This window comes from Allosphingosinicella sp., from assembly GCF_036387615.1.
In the GTDB taxonomy this organism is placed as follows: domain Bacteria; phylum Pseudomonadota; class Alphaproteobacteria; order Sphingomonadales; family Sphingomonadaceae; genus Allosphingosinicella.
Map to the genome: position 1 here is coordinate 15349 of NZ_DASVTH010000053.1, position 21367 is coordinate 36715.

Below are 21367 nucleotides of genomic sequence, written 5' to 3' on the forward strand. Positions count from 1 at the left end.
TTCAGAGCGTCCAGCGATCGGCGCCCTCCGGCAATGGCCGACTGGCATAAAGGTTCTTGAGGTCGGCCAGCAGGCCGCCCGGCGCGATGAGTGCCGCGATTCGGGCATCGTCCCATTCGGCATAGGCCGCGTGGGGAACGGCCACGACCACCAGGTCATAGCACCCGGCCAGCTCTCCGGTCGCAAGCTCGACCCCATATTCATGCATCGCTTCATCGGGATCGGCGAGCGGATCGTGGACACTGACGTCATGGCCAAGCAGCTTCAGTCGTTCGATCACGTCGACGACGCGGCTGTTGCGCAGGTCCGGCACGTTTTCCTTGAAGGTGAGGCCCATTACCAGCGCCCGGCCCGCTCTCCCCTCGCGCCGCGCGTGCAACTGGTCGGCCACCCACGCGCCCATGCCGTCGTTGATCGAGCGGCCAGCCAGGATCACCAGCGGCTCCTGCCCCAGCTGCTGCGCGCGGTAGCTGAGGTAATATGGGTCCACGCCGATGCAGTGGCCGCCGACCAGGCCCGGCTGGAACTTCAGAAAATTCCACTTCGTGCCGGCGGCATCAAGCACATCCCAGATCGAGATGTTCATCCTTGAGAAGATCTGGGTGATCTCGTTCATGAACGCGATGTTGATGTCGCGTTGAGCGTTCTCGATCACCTTGGCGGCTTCCGCCGCCTTGATCGACCGCGCGCTGAAGGTGCCACCGCTCGTGACCGCGCCGTAAATCGCCGCCATGCGCTCCGTGACGGCGGCATTTTCACCGGCAACGACTTTGGTGATGCGATCGACGGTATGCTCACGGTCCCCCGGATTGATCCGCTCGGGCGAATAGCCGAGGTAAAAGTCCACCCCGCGAGTGAGCCCCGACACCCGCTCGAGTAGCGGCCCGCAAATCTCCTCGGTCACGCCCGGATAGACCGTGCTTTCGAACACGATGATCGGCTTGCGCATCCCGTCCAGCATGGCCGCTACGGCCTCCGTCGCGCCGAGCACCGGACGAAGATCGGGTTGGTTGTCGAGGTCGACCGGGGTCGGCACCGTGACGATATACACGTCCGCGCCGTGGCAATCCGCCGGATCGCTCGTGATGCGCAGCGACGAAGCTGCCAAGCCCGCCCGATCGACCTCGTGCGTCCTGTCGATTCCGGACCTCAGTTCATCCACCCGGCGCAGGTCGATATCGAGCCCGGTGACGCTGAAGCTGCGGGCGAGGGCGACGGCAAGCGGAAGGCCGACGTAGCCGAGTCCGATTACGACAATGCGTTCACTGCTGCTCACGTGAGATCCTAAAGGGAAACGCCCAGGCTGGACACGCGGGCTAAGGGCAGCGCGCCTCGTGGATGTCAAGTTACGGGTCAGAGCAGGCGGAGCTGCCCGCGGTGTGCATCGTCGGGCCGCCGGGTTCTTAGCGGCGATGCCTTTTGGCAACATAGCCGCTGAATCGACAGGCGCAGAGGACATTTCCACATCTTGATACGTTGCCACCTTGAGAGTTCGTCAATATTCAGCGGCTTAGAGCGGCCGGGTCATCCGGGAGCAGGCGGTTTTCTGGGTGGACAGTTTGGGAGCTTCTGGATATCAGGAGCCAAGCTCAGGGTAGTTGAGTACGAAGGGAGAAGCTGACGTGGTTTTCAAGAAGTTCCTGGCTGGGGCCACGGCCCTCGCCCTAGTCATCGCGCCGGAAGTGGCGATGGCTCAGACGACCGCTGCTGTGGCTGCGCGCGCGTCCGCGACCGAGGTGGTTCCGGCCGCCGAATCTTTTGAGGGTGACAGCGAGCTGCTTCAGGAGCGTCGTCGTCGCCGCGGGTTCCTCATCCCGTTGTTTGCTGGCGGTCTGGTCATTCTCGCTCTCATCATTATCTTCAGGGACAATGACGGTGCGGGCGTCAGCCCGGGCTAACCGCAGCCGGCTGTAGCAAGACGAGTTCAGGAGTTCAGCCGGAGGAGCGTAACGCTCTTCCGGCTGAACTTGTTTTTGCGACGGTAGCATGAGGCCAGTTCTTGCAGCCCCGGTTCTCGCGGCCATTGCCTTTTGGCTTGTCGCGGCGGCTCCGGCCGGCACCGGCTCTTATCTGCGTGCTGACGACTACAGGGTTGCGTCCATCGGCTTTCGGGTCGCGACCAGAGCGGCGGCGCTCTGCCCGGAGCCGGCGCCGCTCTCCGGCGCGCAGCTCCACCATCTCGCCGACTACGAACCCAAGGACCAAGCGGGCTTGGTCGAAGATTTGGGGCTGGACCGAGGACCTGGGGTCCTGAGCGTTGTAGGAGACAGCCCGGCCGCGGAGGTCGGGCTAAGCGCCGGCGACGTGTTGCTCGCTATCAACGGATTGCCCCTCCAACTCAGCCCGGCCGAATCGGCGAGGCTTAACAAGGAAAGGCCGCGAGGCGCGCGCGAGGCGATCGAGGCGCGGTTGCTTGAGCAGCTCCGGCTCGGCCCAGCCGACCTGCACGTCCTGCGCGCGGGCCGCGAGTTCAAGGTTCGGCTCGCGCCGCGGCTGGGCTGCCCGGCAAATGTCAGGCTTGCGCGCTCGCCCGAGGCGAGGGCGGCTACCGTCCGCGGCCAGATTGTGCTCACGACGGCGCTCCTTGGCGACGTCGCCGACGACGACGAATTGGCCATCATCATCGGCCACGAGCTGGCCCACCTTGTCCTTCGCCACGCGGAACGCCTGGATGAGCAGGGCGTCCCGCGCGGCTTGTTGCGGGAATTCGGCGTGAATGCTGAACGGGTATACCGCACCGAGGAGGAAGCCGACAGGCTCGCGCTCAGGCTGGCCTGGAACGCGGGTTACGATGCGGGAGCGGCAATCCCCCTCTGGCGGCGGCTGCTGGCCAAATATGACGGGCCGAGCCTTTTTCGTACTCACCCGAGCCTCCGCGCCCGCGAGCGGCTGGCTCGGCAGACGATCGCCGAACTACAGGCGGGTTCGAAGCGACCAGAGTTCCGGGAAGGCCCGCTTCGTCAGCGTTGATTGCAGGTAGGCCACGCCCACCGTGCCGCCGGTGCCCCGCTTCATTCCGATGATCCGCTCGACCGTCATCACATGCTTGTGACGCCATGCGGCGAACGCGTCGTCGAGATCGACCAGCTTCTCCGCAAGCTGGTAGAAGGCCCACCAGCGTTCCGGATCCCGGTAGACCTCGGCCCAGGCCGCCTCGACCGCCTGGTTCGGGTGGTATGCCTGGCTCCAGTCCCGACTCAGCGCCGCATCGGGCAACTCAAAGCCCGCCCTCGCCAGCGCCAGGTTCGCCTCGTCCCAAAGGCTTGGCTGGTCCAGCGCCCGCCTGAGCGCGCCATGATGCTCGGAGCCGTCCGGCTGGTGCCTCAGATGCGCCGAGTCCTTGAGGCCGAGCAGATATTCAACCAGCCGGAACTGGCCGGACTGGAAGCCCGAACTCGAGCCGAGCACTTCCCGGAAACGCGAATAGTCGCTCGGCGTCATGGTCGCGAGCACGTCCCAGCTGAGCGTCATCACCGCCTGGATCCGTGATACTCGCGACAGGCTCTTGTGAACCGGGATCAGCGCGTCCGCGCGGATCAGCGACTGCGCCTGGTTCAGCTCACGCACCATCTGCTTGAGCCACAATTCCTTGGTCTGGTGGATGATGATGAACAGCATCTCGTCATGATGGGACGAGAGCGGGTGCTGCGCGCTTAACAGCTGCTCGAGGCCCAAGTAATCGCCGTAGCTCATCGATGCGGGGGTGTCGGTCATCAGCGGCTTCTACCAGCCGTGAGGCCATGCTCCTAGCTGCGGCGGCCTTGGCTGGACCTGTCCGCCCTGGCCGCCTAGACGCGGCGCGCAACTTTCCAGGAAACAGGCATTGGCGAACGTCACCGTCATCGGCGGTCAGTGGGGCGATGAAGGCAAGGGCAAGATCGTCGACTGGTTGACCGATCATGCACAAGGTGTGGTCCGCTTCCAGGGCGGGCACAATGCCGGGCACACGCTCGTCGTCGGCGATCAGACCTACAAGCTTTCGCTGCTTCCGTCCGGGATCGTCAGGGGCACGCTCAGCGTCATCGGCAATGGCGTGGTGCTCGATCCCTGGGCGCTGCGCGACGAAATCGAGAAGCTGACCGGCCAGGGCCTGACGATCACGCCGGACAGCCTTCAGATCGCCGACAATTGCCCGCTCATCCTGCCGATCCACCGCGATCTCGACGGGCTGCGCGAGGATGCTTCCGGCAAGGGCAAGATCGGGACGACGCGCCGCGGCATCGGGCCGGCTTACGAGGACAAGGTCGGCCGCCGCGCGATCCGGGTCTGCGACCTTGCCCATATCGACAGCCTCGATCCGCAGCTCGATCGGCTGTGCGCCCATCACGACGCGCTTCGCGCCGGCTTTGGCGAGCCGCCGGTGGATCGCGAGGGGCTCAAGACTGAGCTGCGCGGCATTGCGGACTTCGTGCTGCCGTTCGCGCGGCCGGTCTGGCTGACGCTGAACGAGGCGCGGGCGAGGGGGCGGCGCATCCTGTTTGAGGGAGCGCAGGGCGTGCTGCTCGACGTCGATCATGGCACCTACCCGTTCGTCACCTCATCCAACACGATCGCGGGCACCGCGGCCGCCGGCACCGGACTGGGTCCAGGCGCGGCCGGATTCGTGCTCGGCATCGTCAAGGCCTACACGACCCGGGTCGGATCCGGGCCGTTCCCGACCGAGCTTCACGACGGGATCGGCCAGCGACTGGGCGAACGCGGCCGCGAATTCGGCACTGTGACCGGGCGTAAGCGCCGATGCGGCTGGTTCGACGCGGTGCTGGTCCGCCAGAGCTGCGCCGTCGCGGGGGTGACCGGCATCGCGCTGACCAAGCTCGACGTGCTGGACGGGCTGGACGAAATCCGCATCTGCACCGGCTACTGGCTTGGCGAGCAGCGGATGGATCACTTGCCCGCCCATGCCGGCGACCAGGCCCGGGTGGAGCCCATATACGAAGTGATGACCGGTTGGCAGGAATCCACCGCGGGCGCCCGCAGCTGGGCGCAGCTGCCGGCCCAGGCCATAAAGTACATCCGCCGCGTGGAGGAGCTTATCCGCTGCCCGGTGGCTTTGGTCTCCACCAGTCCGGAGCGGGAAGACACCATAACGGTGCGGGATCCGTTCGCCGACTGACCGCGATCGGCTAAGCCGGGCGGATGGTGCTGCTGCTTGTTCTGACCGCCCTTGCGGCCCTGCGCGCGGCCGTGCGCTGGCCTGACCTCGCCAAGGCGATGGCGCTGCCTGCCCTGCTGCTCTGTGTGATCGCTGGCCTGACCTTGCCCGACATCGATCAATCGCTTCCGCTCGATCACCGCAGCGCCGTCACCCACAGCATCGGCCCTGCGTTGCTTGCGCTGGCGCGCCGCTGGGCGAGGCCTGTTGCAGGCGGTCTGGCGCTAGGCCTGGGTTTGCACCTCGCCGCGGATGTATTCCCCAACGCGATGATCGGCTTCGCGACGGTGAAGCTGCCCTTCGCCGGCTCGATCGGAAGCGACGCTTCGTACCTGTGGTTGGCCGCCAACGCGCTCGCTTGCACGGCGCTGGGAGGATGGCTCCTGCAACGTGAGATCACGCCGCCGCTGCTGAGGGTCCTGGCGCTCCTGGCGGTGACGCTGATCGGGATATCCTACCTGATCGGCGTCGATGGCGGCTGGCCGGCCTTGGCTATCTACCTGGCCGCCGGCTGGCTGGCGTTTCGACGGGTTCGCCTCCGCGCCTGACTTGCCACCCGGCTGCAAAGTCTCCACGGCCCGCGCGATGACTTCGCGCGAGACCACCAGCCTGCTGCCGCGCTCCGCCGACGGCGCAGTTGTGGACGCGCCCGGCCGGTCGCTCGGCGACTGGGCGGCGCTGCTCGCGATTGGAGCGGTGCAATGGCCTTGGCTGTTGCGAAGCCTTCGCGGGGGCAGCCGGCGCGACAAGCGGGCGCTGCTCGATCGGCTCGGCTTGCCCTACGAGGCGCTGCCCAATCTCGGCAGCTGGAAGGCGGATACGGGCCTGCTCAGGTTGGTTGCCGACCACATCCTGGCGAACAAGCCGCGTTGCATCGTCGAATTCGGAACCGGGGCGTCGACGCTGATCATCGCCCGCGCGCTGGAGATGGTCGGCGGCGGAAACTTGCTCAGTTTCGAGCAGCATCCGGAATTCGTCGAGGCCACGCGCCGTTGGCTCGCCGAACACGGGCTTCAGGCGGAATTGCGGGCGGTGCCGCTCCGTCCCGCTCCCGGCGGATGGGCGGGTCTGTGGTATGATCATGGCCCGCTGCCGGATCGGATCGACCTCCTGCTGATCGACGGCCCGCCCTGGACGATCCACCCCTTCACCCGCGGCGCCGCCTCCACCTTGTTCGATCGCATCGCCCCGGGCGGCACGGTGATGCTCGATGACGGCGCGCGGCCTGGCGAGCGGATCGTGGCGAGACGCTGGCGGCGCGAGTGGCCGGATTTCGACTGGAAGCTCGTGAAGAGCGGGACGAAGGGCACGCTGGTGGGCCGGCGCGCGACGTAGATCAGGTCGTCGCGATGTCCGGGGCGTCCTCGGCTTTCATGCCAACGACATTATAGCCCGCGTCCACATGGTGGATTTCGCCGGTGACGCCGCTCGCCAGGTCCGACAGCAGGTAGAGCGCCGCGCCGCCGACTTCGTCGATCGTCACGTTCCGGCGGAGCGGCGCATTATATTCGTTCCATTTGAGGATGTAGCGGAAGTCGCCGATGCCGCTCGCCGCGAGCGTCTTGATCGGGCCGGCGGAGATAGCGTTGACGCGGATATTCTCCGGCCCGAGGTCCATCGCCAGATACTTGACGCTGGTCTCGAGCGCCGCCTTGGCGACACCCATGACATTGTAGTGCGGGATCACCTTCTCGGCGCCGTAATAGGATAGCGTCAACACAGCGCCCCCGTCCGGCATCATCGCGCGCGCGCGGCGGGTCACCGCGACGAAGCTGTAGGCCGAGATATTCAGCGTGAGCAGAAAATTATCGAGGCTGGTGTCGACGAACTTGCCGCGAAGCTCGTTCTTGTCGGAAAAACCGATGGCGTGGACGACGAAATCGATCGTCTCCCAGCGGGCCCTGAGCGTTTCGAACGCGGCGTCGAGCGCTCCCATGTCGGATACGTCGCATTCGATCAGGAATTCGGACCCGAGCTGCGCCGCGAGCGGGCCGACGCGCTTCTTCAGCGCCTCGCCCTGGTAGCTGAAGGCCAGTTCCGCCCCGGCTCCGGCGAGAGCCTGCGCGATGCCCCAGGCGAGCGACTTGTCGTTGGCGAGGCCCATGATCAGCCCGCGCTTGCCCGCCATCAACCCGCTCATTCGTCTTCCTCTTGGTTCGCGATCGCTTCCGCCTTGGCGGCTTCGGCAGCCGCTTCCGCAGCCTCTTCGGCGACCGCTTCCTCAACGTCCTTTACAGTCGGCTCAGGCGGTTCCGCCAGCGCCGCGTTGAGCTGAGCGCCAATCGAGACACCGAGCCCGACGATGAAGAAGAAGAACAAGGCGATGATGACGCCGGCCAGGCTGCCGTAGGTCAGGTCGTAGCCGCCGAGCGTGGACAGCACGACCGGGAGCAAGGCGGTCGTCGCCAGCCACCACAAAGTCACGACGGCCGGCCCCGGCCATTTGCGGTGGCCTTTGCCCCGGTACCGCTTGGGCGTGAGATAGCGGAAGAGCAGGTAGAGCGAGCCGAACAGGATCAGCGCCGGCGCGAACCGCAGCAGCGTGAACGCCCTGGCGAGTTCCTCGCCTCGCGGCAGGTTGGCGGCGACGAACTGTTCGGCGCTGGACAGGAAAACGGATGCCGCGAACGCAATCAGGATCAGGAACACCGACGCGAAGATCATCCCCATCGAGCTCAGCCGATATTCCCAGAATGGCCGGCTGTAGGGCACGCCATAGGCGCGTCGAATGATGTCCCGGATGGTTTCCACGAAGCTTCCGGTGGTCCAAAGGCCAACCAGGGCGCCCAGCCAGAGCAGGTTGCCGGAGCGGGCGTTGAGCACGTCGGCGATCGGCTGGCGCAGCACGTCCGCCACGTTCGGCGGCATCGTCTGGAGCAGCGCAAGCACGGTGTTTGCGCCACCTTCGGTCTGGCCGAACAGCCGGGCCACCGCCGCCGCGACTATGACGAACGGAAACACCGTCAGTAAGGCGAGATAGGCCAGATTACCGGCGTGGATGAAGCCGTCCGAGTAAACGCCCACCGCGACCCGCTTCATCACCTCGACGGAGCGGGCGCCCGGCTTCACCCTTTCGAGGGATCTGCCGAGCCGCGCCCGGGTCTTGGCTAAATGCTTGCGCCTGGCTTCGGGGGATTGGGGGGAAACGTTCTGCACGACGCGTTAGACGCCCAAGGCGGCCCTCGGGTTTCCTTTGCTCTTGCCCGGCCACTTGCCGACGAACTCGGCGAGCTCAACGTCGTCCGCCGGGATCAGGATCATGAGGGTGACGAGCTGGTCGCCGCGCTCCCCGGATTTGCCGGTGAAGCCTCTGCCCTTGAGGCGCAGGACCTTGCCAGAGCTGGATCCCTTCGGGATGTTGACCACCACCGGCCCTTCCACGGTGGGAACCTTCACTTTGGCGCCAAGCACCGCCTCATCGAGTGAGACGGGGAGGTCGAGCCGAACATCGTCTCCGTCGCGCGTGAAGAAGCGGTGCGGCTGGATGTGGATGGTGACGATGGCGTCACCGGGGCCGCCCGGTCCCGGGTTGCCTTGGCCCGCCAGCCGGATCTTGCTTCCCTCGTCAACGCCCTTGGGCAGCTTGATCTCGACGGTCTTGCCGTTGCCGAGCGTGACGCGCTGCTCCTTCAGCGTTGCCGCGTCCTCGAACTTCACCGCATAGCGGTATCCGGCATCCGCGCCCTTAGCGGGCGGCGCACGCCGGCCGTTGCCGAAGCCGCCGAACCCCCCGGTGCCGCCCGTGCCGCCGCCCCGCTTCTGGCCGCCGAACAGGCCTTCGAACAAGTCGGACAGGTCCGCCGCCTCGCCCCCGGTTTCGTACCGACCGGGACCTGCGTTCGTGGTCTCGAAGCCGCCGAATCCGCCACCGCCCCGCCCAAATCCGAACGGCGCCTTGGGGTTGCCCTCCTCGTCGAGCTCGCCCCGGTCATATTGGGCGCGCTTGTCCTTGTCGGTCAGCAGGTCGTACGCACGAGTGACCTTGGAGAACCGCTCGGTCGCCTTGGGATTGTCCTTGTTGCGATCCGGGTGCAGCTCCTTGGCGAGCTTGCGATAGGCCTTCTTGATCTCGGCCTCGTCCGCGCCGCGCGCGACTCCCAATTCCGAATACAGGTCAGCCATCCGCCGCTCGTTCTTCAACCATGCCCAAAAGTCCACTGTTGCAGCAGGGCAACAGCTAGGTCTTGCCCGGAAAGGAGACAAGATGGACCGGCCGGGCGGCCGACACTAAATAGGGCCGGATGGCCGATGATCCGCACTTTCTGTTCGACGCCTGGTTCGCCGAGGCGGAGGCGAGCGAGCCCAATGACCCGAACGCGGTGGCGCTGGCGACCGCGACGCCGGACGGGCGACCGTCGGTGCGGATGGTGCTGATGAAGACGCACGACGCGCGCGGCTTCACCTTCCACACCAACCTTGACAGCCGGAAGGGCGGCGAGATCGAGGCCAATCCGGCGGCGGCGCTGCTGTTTCACTGGAAGACGCTGCGGCGCCAGGTGCGGATCGAGGGCCGCACCGAACCGGTAAGCGCGGACGAAGCCGACGCTTATTTCGCAACCCGAAGCCGCGGCTCGCAGCTCAGCGCCTGGGCTTCCGATCAGTCCCGTCCGCTCGAGTCGCGCGAAGCGTTCGAGCGGCGCTACGCCGAGGCGACCGCCCGCTTCGAAGGCGGCCCGGTGCCGCGCCCGCCGCGCTGGTCGGGCGTGCGGCTCGTCCCGGACGTAATCGAATTCTGGCGCGACCGCGAATATCGCATGCACGAGCGAAGGCTGTTCGTCCGCGCAGGCGCTGGCTGGACCGAGAGCCTGCTCTTTCCGTGACTGATAAGGCGCGCCTGACGGTGAACGCGGCGCTGGCGAGCGTCGCCGCAGCCTTGTTTCTGCTCCTGTTGAAGAGCGCGGCGGCGTGGGAGACCGGGTCGGTGGCGATGCTCGGCTCGCTAGCCGACACGGGGCTGGACCTGCTGGCCTCACTCGTCACGCTTTACGGCGTTCGCCTTGCGGCCATGCCGGCCGACCACGATCATCGCTACGGCCACGGCAAGGCCGAAGCGCTTGCCGCCTTGTTCCAGGTTGCCCTCATCACCGCGTCCGCCGCGGCGATCGGCTGGCGGGCGGTGATCCGGCTGACGGAGGAGCAGCGCGCGACCGATGTCGAGTTCGGTGTCGGAGTTTCCCTGATCGCGATCGGGGTCACCTTCGCTTTGCTGGCCTACCAGCGCAGGATCATCGCACAGACCGGCTCCGTCGCGATCCGGGCCGACAACATCCACTATCAGAGCGACTTGCTCCTCAACCTCGCGGTCGCGGCGGCTTTGCTGCTCGATCAGGTCGCGGGCTTCACGGGCGCGGATCCGATCTTCGGCATCGCGATCGCGTTGTGGCTTGCCTGGGGCGCGTTCAAGGCGTCGAGCCAGGCGATCGACCAGCTGATGGACAAGGAATGGCCGGAGGAGAAGCGCCGCCGCTTCCTGAATGCCGCCGCTCGCCACCCGCAGCTCAAGGGCATTCATGATTTCCGTACGCGGCGCAGCGGATCGCGCGACTTTGCCCAATTCCACATGTATGTCGCGCCGGACATGACGGTTGAAGACGCCCACCATGTGATGGATGAAGTGGAAGCGCGGATCGCCGAGGAATTCCCGGGCGTGGAAGTGCTCATCCACCTCGATCCCGAGGGCCATGTCGACCATCCGGATAATCCGCTGGTCGAGACGGACGTCACCCCCAGCTGGTTCGGAAAGCGCGTATGAAACTGCCCTTCTTCCAGGTCGACGCCTTTGCCGATCGGCCCTTCACCGGCAACTTCGCCGCCGTGATGCCACTTGAGGCGTGGTTGCCCGACGAGACCCTTCAGGCCATTGCCGAGGAGAATAACCTCAGCGAAACCGCCTTCACGGTGCCCGCCACGGGCGATGCCGATTACGAGTTGCGCTGGTTCACGCCGACCACCGAAGTGGCCCTGTGCGGCCATGCCACGCTGGCGAGCGGGCATGTGCTGATCGAGCATGATCAGGTTCGCTTCCGCACCCGCAAGGCGGGCGTGCTGGTCGTCGGCCGCGACGGCGACGCGCTGACTCTCGACCTGCCGGTCACTCGCGTCGCGCCGCAGCCCCACTCGGAACTGCTCGGCGCGCTCTGCCTCGCCGAGGCGGAGGTGTTCCAGTCCGTCTGCGGGGCAGAGGCGACCGCAATCGTGCTGGTCGAGGACGAGGCCGCGGTGCGCGCCTGCGCGCCCGACATGCGCGCGCTTCGCGGCATCGACCTGATGGCGATCGTCACGGCGCCCGGCGGGGCTGAGCACGATGTGATCAGCCGCGTGTTCGTGCCGGCCTGGGGCGTGGACGAGGACCCGGTGACAGGCTCCGCCCACGCCGCGCTCGCGCCGTTCTGGGCCGAGCGGCTGGGCCGCGACCGTTTCACCGCCTTCCAGGCGAGCCGCCGCGGCGGCCGCGTCGAGTGCCGGCTGGCGGGCGAGCGCGCCATCCTCGGCGGCCGCTGCGTCACCGTCATTGAGGGAAGCTTCCAGCTTTGAAGCGGGCGCTGGCCGTGCTCGCGCTTGGCGTTGCCCTGATTGTCGTCGCGCAAGCGCGCGGCGGATCGGAACGGACCAGCGCGCCGGAGGCTGCGGGGAAGCCCGACTGGGGCGCCTGGACGCGCCCGCTTGCGCCGGGTGTCGGCCCGGCGCCGGTCCCGGCAGCCGTGCCGGCCGCCATTTCACGGGTGGCCGAGCCCGCGCCCGAAGAGATCGACGTCGTCGACGCGCACTGGATGGCGCTCACCATGTGGGGCGAGGGGCGGGGCGAGGGCGAGGCCGGGATGCGCGCGGTCGGCCACGTCATCCACAATCGCTGGCAGGCCAAGCGCCACGGCGCGTTCGTCACCGACACGGTCAGCCAAGCGTGGCAGTTCAGCGCCTGGAACCAGGGCGACCCGAACCGCACGGCGATGCTGAACATCGACGCCCTGCCGCCGGGCAGCCGCGACCATCGCCTGTGGCTGGATGCCAAGCGCATCGCCGCCGAAATCCTCGCCGGCCGCTCCGCCGACCCGACAGGAGGTGCGCTCTTCTACCACACGGCCGGCGTGCAGCCCTCCTGGTCGCGAGGCGTCGTGCCTGTTGCTCAGATCGGCGAACACCTCTTCTTCAGGGCGTCACGCTAGGCCAGATCGTCGAATCTCGATGTAAGTTCGACGCAACTTTCACTGCGCCTGCTCGAGCAAAGCAACCGCTGCGTCGAGGATCGGTAGCTGGCTCGGTAACATCTTTTCCCGGGCCTCCTTCAATCCGAACCATCGGGCAGCGTCCACCTCTGGCACGCTGATGCGCTTGCCGCTTCTGGGTGGCCATTCCATCTCGAATTCGATGCTGACGAGCCGGTCCGGGTCGAAGTCTCCCTCGGCCGCGAACGCCTCCACCCATTTTCCGCCGGTCTGGCGTATACGGCAGAGCGGGATGAGTTCGGCGGTGAGCCGAACGCCGAGTTCCTCCTCGAATTCCCGCCGGGCGGCTTCTTCAGCGGTTTCGCCCTCTTCGATGCCGCCTTTCGGGATCATCCAGGCGCCGGCGTCGCGACCGCGCCAATAGGGCCCGCCGGGGTGGATCAGGAGCACCTGAAGCTCGGCCGCGGTGCGGCGGTAGAGGAGTATTCCGGCGCTGACGTTCTTCACGCGAGGGCCGGTTCGGCCGGCACCGTCTCCTCGATCCAGCCGCCGCCCAGCACGCGATCGCCCTGGTACAGCACCGCCGCCTGACCGGGCGCGACGCCGAGTTCCGGCTGCTCGAACTGGATGCTTTCGCCGGTGAAACGCACCGGCGTCGGGCGGGCCATCGATCGCACTTTAGCGGTCAATCCGTCACGCTGCTCCTCGCCGAGCCAATTCACGTTGCTCAGGTTTGCGGCGCGAACGGCCAGGGCGCTCTTCGGCCCGACCACCACGCGCCGCGCTTCGGGCTCCAGCCGGACGACGTAGAGCGGCTCGGGCTGGCCGCCAATCTCCAGGCCACGGCGCTGCCCCACAGTGAAGTGGATGAGCCCGCGATGGCGACCGATCGTGCGGCCTTCCAGATTGACGATCTCCCCCTCCTGCGCCGCTTCGGGGCGAACCTTCTTCACCACAGCCGCATAATCGCCGTTCGGCACGAAGCAGATATCCTGGCTGTCCGGCTTCTCCGCAACGGCGAGCCGCAGATCGCGCGCGACCTCCCGCACCAGCGGCTTGGGCAGGTCGCCGAGCGGGAAGCGCAGGAATTCGAGCTGCTCGCGCGTGGTGGCGAACAGGAAATAGCTCTGGTCGCGCGCCGGATCGGCAGCGCGGTGCAGTTCGGGGCCGCTCGGTCCCATCACCCGCCGGACATAGTGGCCTGTCGCGAGGCAGTCGGCGCCAAGCTCGCGGGCAAGGCCGAGCAGGTCGGTGAACTTCACGCCCTGGTTGCACGAGATGCACGGGATGGGCGTCCGCCCCCGCATATATTGGTCGGCAAAGCGATCGATCACGCCTTCGCGGAAGCGGCTCTCATAATCGAACACATAGTGGGCGATGCCGAGCCGGTCCGCGACCTGCGCCGCGTCGTAAATATCCTGGCCGGCGCAGCAGCTTCCGGTGCGGGCGACGGCGGCGCCGTGATCGTAGAGCTGCAAGGTCACGCCGATCACTTCCGCGCCGCTGCGCGCCGCAAGCGCGGCCACGACCGAACTGTCGACGCCCCCCGACATGGCGACCACGATCCGCGCGCCCTGGGCCGGCCGGCCAAGCTGGAAGTCCACGTTCATTCAAGGGCCACATAGGCGTTCAGCGCCGGTCCGCCCAGCCTCAAGCCCGCCTTTACCACGTCTTCAGCCTTACGCCCTACAGCGTAAGCCATGGATTTGAACAGCTTCCGGCGCGGAATGGGTGCTTGGGCGAGCCGCGAGGCCGCGCGCCCGGATTATCGCGTGATGGTTGCGACGCTCGAGGCGATGCAGTCGGCCGGCGCCACTGCGCGCGCCTTGCGCGGCAGCCGGGTCAGCCCGCAGGCGCCCGCTCGCCATGATTGCCTTGTCGCGCTCCTGCTCGGCGAGCCGGGCTGGCGCGAGGCGGTGGCGGCCCAGGCCGGCTGCTTCAACCCGGACGGCGCGGCAGCCGCCGCAAGCCGCCGTCAATCGAGATGACCGAGCCGTTTACCTTCCGGTTTCAGCCTTCCTTCAATGCCCGCCGCTATGCCGGACCAGCACAAGATAAGCGCCCGGGTAACGGGAACCAGTTTTTGAGGTATCGATGATCGAGAACCAGAAGATCCGTCCGGCTCAGGTGATCGGCCCCTTGGGGGAGCCGCTCACCGTGGATTCGCTGCCGCCGCCGTCCACGACCCGTTGGGTGGTGAGGCGCAAGGCGGAGGTGGTGGCGGCCGTCAATGGCGGGCTGCTGAGCGTGGACGAGGTCTGCGAGCGCTACAATCTGACGCTCGAGGAATTCGCCGGCTGGCAGCGCGCGGTCGACCGGTCCGGGATGCCCGGCCTGCGCGTCACCCGCATCCAGCATTACAAGTCGCTGTACGAGCGCCAGCAGAAGTTCTGAACGGGCGGCACGGCCGCCAAGTCAGCACGCCACTGAGCGGCGGGGCCCCGGGGCTCCGCCGCTCTTCTTTTGTCTCTCCGGCCGCAACCAGGAACCCGGGTCAGGCAGACGCGTCTCCACAGCCAAGCTGGACGCCCCCACGGCGCCGGGATACAGGAGACGTCATGGGTTTCTTCCTCGCGCTCGTGGTGGGCGGCATCATCGGCTGGCTGGCCAGCATCCTCATGCGCACGGACGTGCAGCAGGGCGCGCTGCTCAGCATCGTGGTCGGCATGCTCGGCGCGCTGGCGGGCGGGCTGATTCTGGGACCGCTCCTCGGGGGAGGCAATCTGCTCGAAAGCGAGCTCGACATCCGGACCCTGCCCGTCACGATGATCGGCGCGATCGCCCTGCTCGCGGCGCTCAGCTTCTTCCGCCGGCGCCGCGCGCGCTGAAACAGGCTCCTATTCCAGCTCGTAGCTGACCGTGAGGCTGATCGAGACCGTCTGCTCGCCCGGATCGATCTTGGTCTGCGCCATGGCGGCCGCGCCGCGCGCCTCGAGCGCCATCGGCCGCGGAACGGGCTGGTAGCCGATCCCGGCCTCGCTCACCGAAAGAACACGGCGCACTCTTTTGCCGAGAGCACGGGCATAAAGGTCGGCGCGGGCCTGGGCGGTGCGAAGCGCGGCCGTGCGAGCCTCGTCCAGCGCCGCTTCCGGCGCGTCGAGCCCGAGCATCGGCCCGTTGATCTGGTTTGCGCCTTGCGCGACAAGGGCATCGAGGATGCGCCCTGTGTTGGCGATGTCGCGAAACCGAACGGTGACTTCATTGCCGGCGCGGTAGCCGACCAGTTGCGGGCTCTGGTTCTCGACATAACGGTAATCGGGATTGAGGTTGACCGTACTGGTCTGGATATCCCGGTCGGCGATGCCGGCGCGCCTCAGCGCGGCGCGGACCGCGGCCATCTGGCGCGCATTCTGCTCAATTGCGGCGGTCGCGGTCGGCGCCTGCGTCACCACGCCGGCGTTGATCCGGGCGATGTCGGGCACGCGGGTTACTTCGCCGGTCGCGATCACATCCAGTCGCGTTCCCTCCAGCGCATAAGCAGGAACCCCCTGCGCCGCCGCGCCCTGCGCGACCGCGCCGGATGCAAGCAGCAGGGCCAAGCCGAGATTTGAAACCATTCCTGTCCTCCTCCGAACAACGCGGCCGGAGCATCAGCCGATGGCGGCTGCACGGATGCTGAACGTTTCGGCTCCGGATTACCTCCGGCGCATCAGCAGGCGATACAGGAAGAGGATCAGGATCGCCCCAAGCGTAGCGGCGATGAAGCCGCCGGCTTGCCCTTGCGTGTACCAGCCGACCGAGTTGCCGATGAAGCCGGCGAGCAAGGCGCCCGCGACGCCCAGGGCAACCGTCACCAGGCAGCCTCCGGGGTCCTTGCCCGGCATGATCCACTTGGCCAGAACACCGGCCACCGCGCCGATGACGATCCAGCCGAAAAACCCGTAAGTCCCAAGCATTTGCTTTCGTCTCCTCGCCTTCCCATCTGCCGCCGACAAGCAGATGCCTCCGACACTCCATTTTGGAACGGCCGGTCATGGCAAAAGGCTCCCGCTTGCTGTAAGGAGCAATCGGGGCCGGGCAGCTATCAGCACAAGATTATTGGCTTGAGGCTGGTGACTTATTGAGATAATACAGCGCGCACTTGGGCTACGCCGCGTGACGTTGCATGGGGAAGATGAAGACGATGAACTTCGAAACGGCAGGCTGGCGGCGGGAAGCGCTGCAAGGCGAAGTGGTTGCTGACGTCCTGACGGCGCGCCGGCGGCGTCGCAACGTCATCATCGGCCTCGTTGTCGCCGTCGCCGCATTGGCCTTGGCGGCGTTCTTCATGCTCGGTCGCGGGGAGGAGAAGGCTGCGGCGCCAGCCGGCAAGTCTGCCGCTGCCGGTCCACGCCGCGGCGGCGGAGCGATGCCGCGGGTCACCGTCGTGGTGCCCGGGCGCCAGCAAGTGGCCCGCACCATTTCCGCGACCGGCACGCTCGCCGCACGTGTCGACATGCCTGTCGGAGTGGCCGGCGAGGGCGGCATGGTCACTCAGGTGCTGGTGCAGCCCGGCCAGTGGGTCGGCGCCGGCCAGACCCTGGCGGTGATCGAGCGCTCGGTCCAGGCGCAGCAGGCGCAGCAGCTCGGGGCGCAGATCGACGTTGCTCGGGCCGATGCCCGGCTCGCGCAGCAGGAGCTCGAACGCGCCCAATCGCTCGTCGGGCGGGGCTTTGTGTCCAAGGCGGATGTGGAACGGAGGATCGCGACCCGCGACGCCGCGAATGCGCGCGTCCGGCTCGCTCAGGCTCAGCTTTCCGAAACCCGCGCGCGCATCGGTCGACTCGACATCCGCGCGCCGCAGGCCGGCCTAGTGCTTCAGCGCAACGTCGAGCCCGGCCAGGTGGTGAGCTCGGGCTCCGGCGCGCTGTTCCGGCTCGCCCGCGGCGGCGAGATGGAGCTTCGAGCCCAGCTTGCCGAAAGCGATCTCGCGATCACGCGGGTGGGCGCGCCGGCCAGTGTGACCCCGGTGGGCTCCCCCACCAGTTACCAGGGCCGGGTGTGGCAGGTCGCCCCAGTCATCGATCCGCAGAGCCGGCAGGGGACGGCGCGCATTGCCGTGCCTTATTCCGCGGATATTCGTCCCGGCGGTTTCGCCAGCGCGACGCTCCAGGTCGGCGCGACCGACGCGCCGCTGCTGCCCCAGAGCGCGGTTCAGAGCGATCAGGTCGGGAGTTACGTTTACGTCGTGAATCCGCAAAACGAAGTCGTACGACGTGATGTCGAAGTGGGAAGCGTCACCAGCGGAGGTGTCGTGATCAAGAATGGGCTGTCCGGCCAGGAGCGCATCGTGCTCTCAGCGGGCGCCTTCCTTAATCCCGGGCAGAAAGTCATCCCGGCGCGGGCTCCCGCCCGCTGATAGGAACAAGCGCATGAACTTCCGCAACATCTCCTCCTGGGCGATCCGTAATCCGGTCCCGCCGCTCGTCCTGTTCGCGGCGCTTCTGCTGGCCGGGATCGTGTCGTTCATGCGGATGGACGTGAACGACAGCCCCGACATCGACTTTCCGATGGTGATCGTTTCGGTTTCGCAGCCGGGCGCAGCGCCGACCGAGCTCGAAACCCAGGTGACGCAGCGCGTCGAAGCCGCGATCCGCAGCATCGATGGCGTGGAGGAGCTGAATTCGTCGGTTCGCGAAGGCAATTCCACCAGCTCGGTCATGTTCGCGATCGGCACGCCGACCGACCGGGCCACCAATGACGTCCGCGATGCGCTGAGCCAGATCCGGGGCGACTTGCCCGATGGCATCCTCGAGCCGCAGGTGATCCGCGCCGAGGGCGGCAACACGCTCGCGATCTTCGCCGTCCAGACCAGCGACATGACGCTGGAACAGCTCTCCTGGTATGTCGACAACAATGTCGCCAAGCGCCTGCTCGGCGTTCCCGGCATGTCCAGCGTCGACCGCTACGGGGGCGTCAATCGCGAGATCCGGGTCACCCTGAATCCGGCGGCACTGCAGCAGCAGGGCATCACGGCGTCCCAGGTCAACGCGGCGCTCCGTCAGCTGAATGTGGACGCGGCCGGCGGCAGGGCCGAGATCGCCGGCTCGGAACAGGCCGTTCGCGTGCTCGGCAATGCCGACAATGCCGCACAGCTTGGCCAGACAATGATCGCGCTGCCCGGCAACCGCATGGTCCGGCTCGGCAACATCGCCACCGTGACGGACGGAAACAGCGAGCAGCGCTCGATCAGCAAGATGGGCGGTCGCCAGATCCTGAGCTTCGGCGTCGCGCGCGCCAAGGGTTCGTCGGACGTCAACACCTACCAGGGGGTCGAGAAAGAGCTGAAGAAGATCGAGGAAGAATCGGGCGGGAAGGTCAAGTTCGACCGCATCTACACCGAGGTCGATTCCACCATCGAGCAGTACGAATCCTCCATGCACATGCTGTGGGAGGGCGCGCTGCTCGCCGTCATCGTCGTGTTCCTGTTCCTGCGCGACTGGCGCGCGACGCTTATTTCGGCGGTCGCAATCCCGCTTTCGGCGATCCCGACCTTCTGGTTCCTCGATCTCATGGGGTTCACGCTGAACTTCCTCAGCCTGCTCGCGCTCAGCCTCGTGGCCGGCGTGCTGGTCGACGACGCGATCGTGGAGATCGAGAATATCGTTCGCCACATGCGGATGGGGAAATCGGCTTATCAGGCCTCGATCGACGCGGCCGACGAGATCGGCCTTGCCGTGCTCGCCACCACCATGGCGATTGTCGCGGTGTTCCTGCCGGTTGGCCTGATGCCGGGCATTTCCGGCCAGTTCTTCAAGAATTTCGGCTTCACGGTCGTGGTCGCGGTGCTGATGAGCTTGTTCGTCGCGCGCCTGATCACGCCGCTGATGGCGGCCTACATGCTCAAATCGCACGGGCCCGAGCCGCACGGTGAGAACTGGCTGATGCGGACATATCTCACCAGTCTGGCCTTCACGCTGCGGCATCGCTGGACCACGGTTGTGGCCGGCATTGCCACCCTGGTGCTGACCGGCGTGATCTTCTCGCAATTGTCGTTCACGTTCATGCCGCCGCAGGATCGGGACTTCAGCACCGTCCGCGTGTTCCTGCCGCCCGGGACGACTCGCGCGCAGGCCGAGCAGGCGTCCACGCAGGCCCGCAAGATCATCGAAACCGCGCCGGAAGTCGTCAACATCGTCGAGCGAGTCAACGTCGGCAGCGCCAGCCTCAACCTGACCTGGAGCGAGGATCGCGAGCGGTCCAGCACCGAGATCGAGCGTAGCCTGGCGCCGAAGCTGACGGCGATCCCCGATGCGCGCGTCAACTTCCAGTCCCAAAGCGGCGGCGGCCCCGAAGGCGGCGGCGGCGGCGGACGTGACATCACGCTCCACCTCGGCAGCGACGATCCCGAACTGCTGTTCGCGACGGCGAACAAGATCGCCAAGGAGATGGAAAGCCTGTCCCAGGTTCGCGCGCCGCGCGTGCAGGGCGACCTCGTGCGCCCCGAGATCATCATCAAGCCGCGCCTCGATCTTGCGGCCGATCTGGGCGTGACCACCCAGTCGCTCGGTCAGACCATCCGGCTGGCGACGATCGGCGACATCGACCAGAACAGCGCCCGTTTCTCGCTCAACGACCGCCAGGTGCCGATTCGAGTGATGCTGCCCGAATCCTCGCGGCGCGATCTCGGCACGCTCGAGAACCTGCCGGTTCCGACGACAAGGGGCGGCTCCGTGCCGCTCAAGTCGGTCGCACAGATCGAGTTTGCCGCAGGGCCGACCACCGTGCAGCGCACGAACCAGGTCCGCCGCACCTCGGTGGGCGCGGACCTGGCTCCCGGCCTGGTCTCCGGCGATGCCTGGAAAGCGATCGATCAATTGCCGACGGTCAAGAACATGCCGCAGGGCGTCAGCCGGCTCCAGCTCGGCGACACCAAATGGCAGGGCGAGCTGATCAACAACTTCATCGCCGCCGTGGTGTCCGGCATCCTGCTGGTGTTCGCGGTGTTGGTGCTGCTCTACAGGCGTGTGCTGGTTCCGTTCGTGAACATGGGCTCGCTGCTGCTCGCTCCACTGGGCGCGGCGATCGCCCTTTACATATCCGGCGATCCGGTCTCGCTGCCTGTGTTCATCGGCCTCCTCATGCTGCTTGGCATCGTCGCCAAGAACTCGATCCTGCTGGTCGATTTCGCCATCGAGGAGATTGATCGCGGCGTTGAGAAGAACCACGCGATCATGGAAGCCGGCCACAAGCGCGCTCAGCCGATCGTCATGACGACGGTGGCGATGGTGGCGGGCATGGTGCCGGTCGCCCTTTCCCTCACCGGTGAGGGATCCTTTCGCGGGCCCATGGGCGTCACCGTGATCGGCGGTCTCATCTTCTCGACGATCCTGACGCTCCTCATCGTGCCAGGCAGCTTCAGCATCGCGCTGGATGTCGAGAGCTGGATCGGACGCAAGTTCAGGCCATTCTTTGCGGCCGGCAAGAAGACGCCGGGGATGGTCCCGCAGCCTGCCGAGTGAACCAAAACCGGCCGGGCGTTTTGATGACGGCATGAGCCTCATCGGAACACCCGACCTCCCGCTCGCTGGAACGTCGTGAAAGCGGTGCTTTCATTCGAATCCCTGAATCCGGTCCAGGGCGGCGTTCGCGGGATGCGGATCATCGCGACCGGAATGCTGGTCGCGATGGCCGGGCTGTTTCTCCTCGCCAGCCGCTTCGAGGAAGTTCACCCGGCCTGGGGCTTTGTCCGCGCCTTCGCGGAAGCGGCAATGGTGGGCGGCCTGGCCGACTGGTTCGCCGTCACCGCCCTGTTCCGCCACCCGCTCGGCCTGCCGATTCCGCATACCGCCATCATCCCCCGCAACAAGGACCGGATCGGCGCCAACATCGCCGAATTCCTCGAACATAATTTCATCACGCCCGACGTCGTGCGCAACGAACTGAAGGACGTGGACTTCACCGGAACCTGCGCGCGCTGGCTGGCCAGCGACGACAACAACCGCGCCGTGGCCGAGCGCATCGTCGGCACGATTCCCGCGGTGCTGAACATGATCGAGGACCGCGACGCGGCCAGCTTCGTCGGCGGCACGCTGGCTTCGAGCCTGAAAGATGTCAAGCTGGCGCCGCTGAC

General features: G+C 66.8%; 24 protein-coding genes. 15 read left to right on the forward strand and 9 right to left on the reverse strand.

Annotated elements, in window-relative coordinates; genetic code table 11:
* Position 1 precedes the first annotated feature (1 nt).
* Positions 2–1276, reverse strand: coding sequence for a nucleotide sugar dehydrogenase (locus VF631_RS11135; RefSeq protein ID WP_431850379.1), 1275 nt, complete (start codon positions 1274–1276; stop codon positions 2–4).
* Positions 1277–1622: 346 nt separating this feature from the next.
* Here VF631_RS11135 and VF631_RS11140 point away from each other — a divergent pair, with 346 nt between their 5' ends.
* Positions 1623–1898 carry a hypothetical protein gene (locus VF631_RS11140; protein WP_431850380.1) on the forward strand — a complete coding sequence of 92 codons (276 nt, stop codon included), beginning with the start codon at positions 1623–1625 and terminating at the stop codon, positions 1896–1898.
* An 88-nt stretch (positions 1899–1986) separates the two neighbouring features.
* A complete protein-coding gene (locus tag VF631_RS11145; protein ID WP_431850381.1) occupies positions 1987–2970 on the forward strand; it encodes a M48 family metalloprotease in 984 nt (327 codons plus the stop codon).
* Here VF631_RS11145 and VF631_RS11150 read toward each other — a convergent pair.
* The gene (locus tag VF631_RS11150; RefSeq protein WP_431850382.1) at positions 2914–3714 is read right to left on the reverse strand and encodes a tryptophan 2,3-dioxygenase; all 801 of its coding nucleotides are present in this window, start codon (positions 3712–3714) and stop codon (positions 2914–2916) included. The genes VF631_RS11145 and VF631_RS11150 overlap by 57 nt on opposite strands.
* A gap of 109 nt (positions 3715–3823) precedes the next feature.
* Between VF631_RS11150 and VF631_RS11155 the strand changes: the two genes are divergently transcribed.
* The 3 genes from VF631_RS11155 to VF631_RS11165 are packed head-to-tail and all read left to right on the forward strand — an operon-like array spanning position 3824 to position 6487.
* Positions 3824–5113 carry an adenylosuccinate synthase gene (locus VF631_RS11155; RefSeq protein ID WP_431850383.1) on the forward strand — a complete coding sequence of 430 codons (1290 nt, stop codon included), beginning with the start codon at positions 3824–3826 and terminating at the stop codon, positions 5111–5113.
* A 23-nt stretch (positions 5114–5136) separates the two neighbouring features.
* The gene (locus VF631_RS11160) at positions 5137–5700 is read left to right on the forward strand and encodes a hypothetical protein (RefSeq protein ID WP_431850384.1); all 564 of its coding nucleotides are present in this window, start codon (positions 5137–5139) and stop codon (positions 5698–5700) included.
* Positions 5701–5737: 37 nt separating this feature from the next.
* A complete protein-coding gene (locus VF631_RS11165) occupies positions 5738–6487 on the forward strand; it encodes a class I SAM-dependent methyltransferase (protein ID WP_431850385.1) in 750 nt (249 codons plus the stop codon).
* Position 6488: 1 nt separating this feature from the next.
* Here VF631_RS11165 and fabI read toward each other — a convergent pair whose 3' ends face one another.
* Genes fabI through VF631_RS11180 form a run of 3 tightly spaced genes read right to left on the reverse strand, consistent with a single transcriptional unit; the run spans position 6489 to position 9274 of the window.
* Positions 6489–7292: an enoyl-ACP reductase FabI gene (fabI, locus tag VF631_RS11170; RefSeq protein WP_431850386.1), complete on the reverse strand. Its 804-nt coding sequence runs from the start codon at positions 7290–7292 to the stop codon at positions 6489–6491.
* A complete protein-coding gene (locus VF631_RS11175) occupies positions 7289–8308 on the reverse strand; it encodes a YihY/virulence factor BrkB family protein (RefSeq protein ID WP_431850387.1) in 1020 nt (339 codons plus the stop codon). The genes fabI and VF631_RS11175 overlap by 4 nt, the downstream gene beginning before the upstream one ends.
* Positions 8309–8314: 6 nt before the next feature.
* Complete coding sequence (locus VF631_RS11180; protein WP_431850388.1) at positions 8315–9274, reverse strand: DnaJ C-terminal domain-containing protein; 960 nt, start codon at positions 9272–9274, stop codon at positions 8315–8317.
* Between the two features lie 119 nt (positions 9275–9393).
* Between VF631_RS11180 and pdxH the strand changes: the two genes are divergently transcribed.
* Genes pdxH through VF631_RS11200 form a run of 4 tightly spaced genes read left to right on the forward strand, consistent with a single transcriptional unit; the run spans position 9394 to position 12315 of the window.
* Positions 9394–9972 (forward strand): pyridoxamine 5'-phosphate oxidase, encoded by a 579-nt coding sequence (gene pdxH / locus VF631_RS11185; RefSeq protein ID WP_431850389.1) that lies wholly within the window; start codon positions 9394–9396, stop codon positions 9970–9972.
* Entirely contained in the window at positions 9969–10904 is a 936-nt protein-coding gene (locus tag VF631_RS11190; RefSeq protein WP_431850390.1) for a cation diffusion facilitator family transporter, read from the forward strand. The genes pdxH and VF631_RS11190 overlap by 4 nt, the downstream gene beginning before the upstream one ends.
* Positions 10901–11686, forward strand: coding sequence for a PhzF family phenazine biosynthesis protein (locus VF631_RS11195; RefSeq protein WP_431850391.1), 786 nt, complete (start codon positions 10901–10903; stop codon positions 11684–11686). Before VF631_RS11190 ends, VF631_RS11195 begins: the two co-directional genes overlap by 4 nt.
* Positions 11683–12315 (forward strand): cell wall hydrolase, encoded by a 633-nt coding sequence (locus tag VF631_RS11200; protein ID WP_431850392.1) that lies wholly within the window; start codon positions 11683–11685, stop codon positions 12313–12315. Before VF631_RS11195 ends, VF631_RS11200 begins: the two co-directional genes overlap by 4 nt.
* A gap of 39 nt (positions 12316–12354) precedes the next feature.
* Here the strand turns inward: VF631_RS11200 and VF631_RS11205 are convergent, their stop codons facing one another.
* Positions 12355–12822, reverse strand: coding sequence for an NUDIX domain-containing protein (locus VF631_RS11205; protein WP_431850393.1), 468 nt, complete (start codon positions 12820–12822; stop codon positions 12355–12357).
* On the reverse strand, positions 12819–13925 hold the full coding sequence (gene mnmA / locus VF631_RS11210; protein WP_431850394.1) for a tRNA 2-thiouridine(34) synthase MnmA: 1107 nt from the start codon (positions 13923–13925) through the stop codon (positions 12819–12821). Before mnmA ends, VF631_RS11205 begins: the two co-directional genes overlap by 4 nt.
* Positions 13926–14015: 90 nt before the next feature.
* On the opposite strand from mnmA, the gene VF631_RS11215 reads away from it, so the two are divergent.
* The 3 genes from VF631_RS11215 to VF631_RS11225 all read left to right on the forward strand — a co-directional run bounded on the left by VF631_RS11215 (position 14016) and on the right by VF631_RS11225 (position 15143).
* Positions 14016–14303, forward strand: a complete 288-nt coding sequence (locus VF631_RS11215) for a hypothetical protein (RefSeq protein WP_431850395.1) — start codon at positions 14016–14018, stop codon at positions 14301–14303.
* Between the two features lie 106 nt (positions 14304–14409).
* Complete coding sequence (locus tag VF631_RS11220) at positions 14410–14709, forward strand: DUF1153 domain-containing protein (protein ID WP_431850396.1); 300 nt, start codon at positions 14410–14412, stop codon at positions 14707–14709.
* A gap of 164 nt (positions 14710–14873) precedes the next feature.
* Positions 14874–15143 carry a GlsB/YeaQ/YmgE family stress response membrane protein gene (locus tag VF631_RS11225; RefSeq protein WP_431850397.1) on the forward strand — a complete coding sequence of 90 codons (270 nt, stop codon included), beginning with the start codon at positions 14874–14876 and terminating at the stop codon, positions 15141–15143.
* A 9-nt stretch (positions 15144–15152) separates the two neighbouring features.
* Here VF631_RS11225 and VF631_RS11230 read toward each other — a convergent pair whose 3' ends face one another.
* The gene (locus VF631_RS11230) at positions 15153–15872 is read right to left on the reverse strand and encodes an SIMPL domain-containing protein (RefSeq protein ID WP_431850398.1); all 720 of its coding nucleotides are present in this window, start codon (positions 15870–15872) and stop codon (positions 15153–15155) included.
* Between the two features lie 78 nt (positions 15873–15950).
* Positions 15951–16211 (reverse strand): GlsB/YeaQ/YmgE family stress response membrane protein, encoded by a 261-nt coding sequence (locus VF631_RS11235; protein ID WP_431850399.1) that lies wholly within the window; start codon positions 16209–16211, stop codon positions 15951–15953.
* 227 nt (positions 16212–16438) lie between these two features.
* Here VF631_RS11235 and VF631_RS11240 point away from each other — a divergent pair, with 227 nt between their 5' ends.
* The 3 genes from VF631_RS11240 to VF631_RS11250 form a co-directional block, all read left to right on the forward strand.
* The gene (locus VF631_RS11240; protein ID WP_431850402.1) at positions 16439–17653 is read left to right on the forward strand and encodes an efflux RND transporter periplasmic adaptor subunit; all 1215 of its coding nucleotides are present in this window, start codon (positions 16439–16441) and stop codon (positions 17651–17653) included.
* 13 nt (positions 17654–17666) lie between these two features.
* Positions 17667–20756 (forward strand): efflux RND transporter permease subunit, encoded by a 3090-nt coding sequence (locus VF631_RS11245; RefSeq protein WP_431850400.1) that lies wholly within the window; start codon positions 17667–17669, stop codon positions 20754–20756.
* Between the two features lie 132 nt (positions 20757–20888).
* Positions 20889–21367 (forward strand): DUF445 family protein (locus VF631_RS11250; RefSeq protein WP_431850401.1); only part of this gene is annotated, 479 nt, incomplete at its 3' end.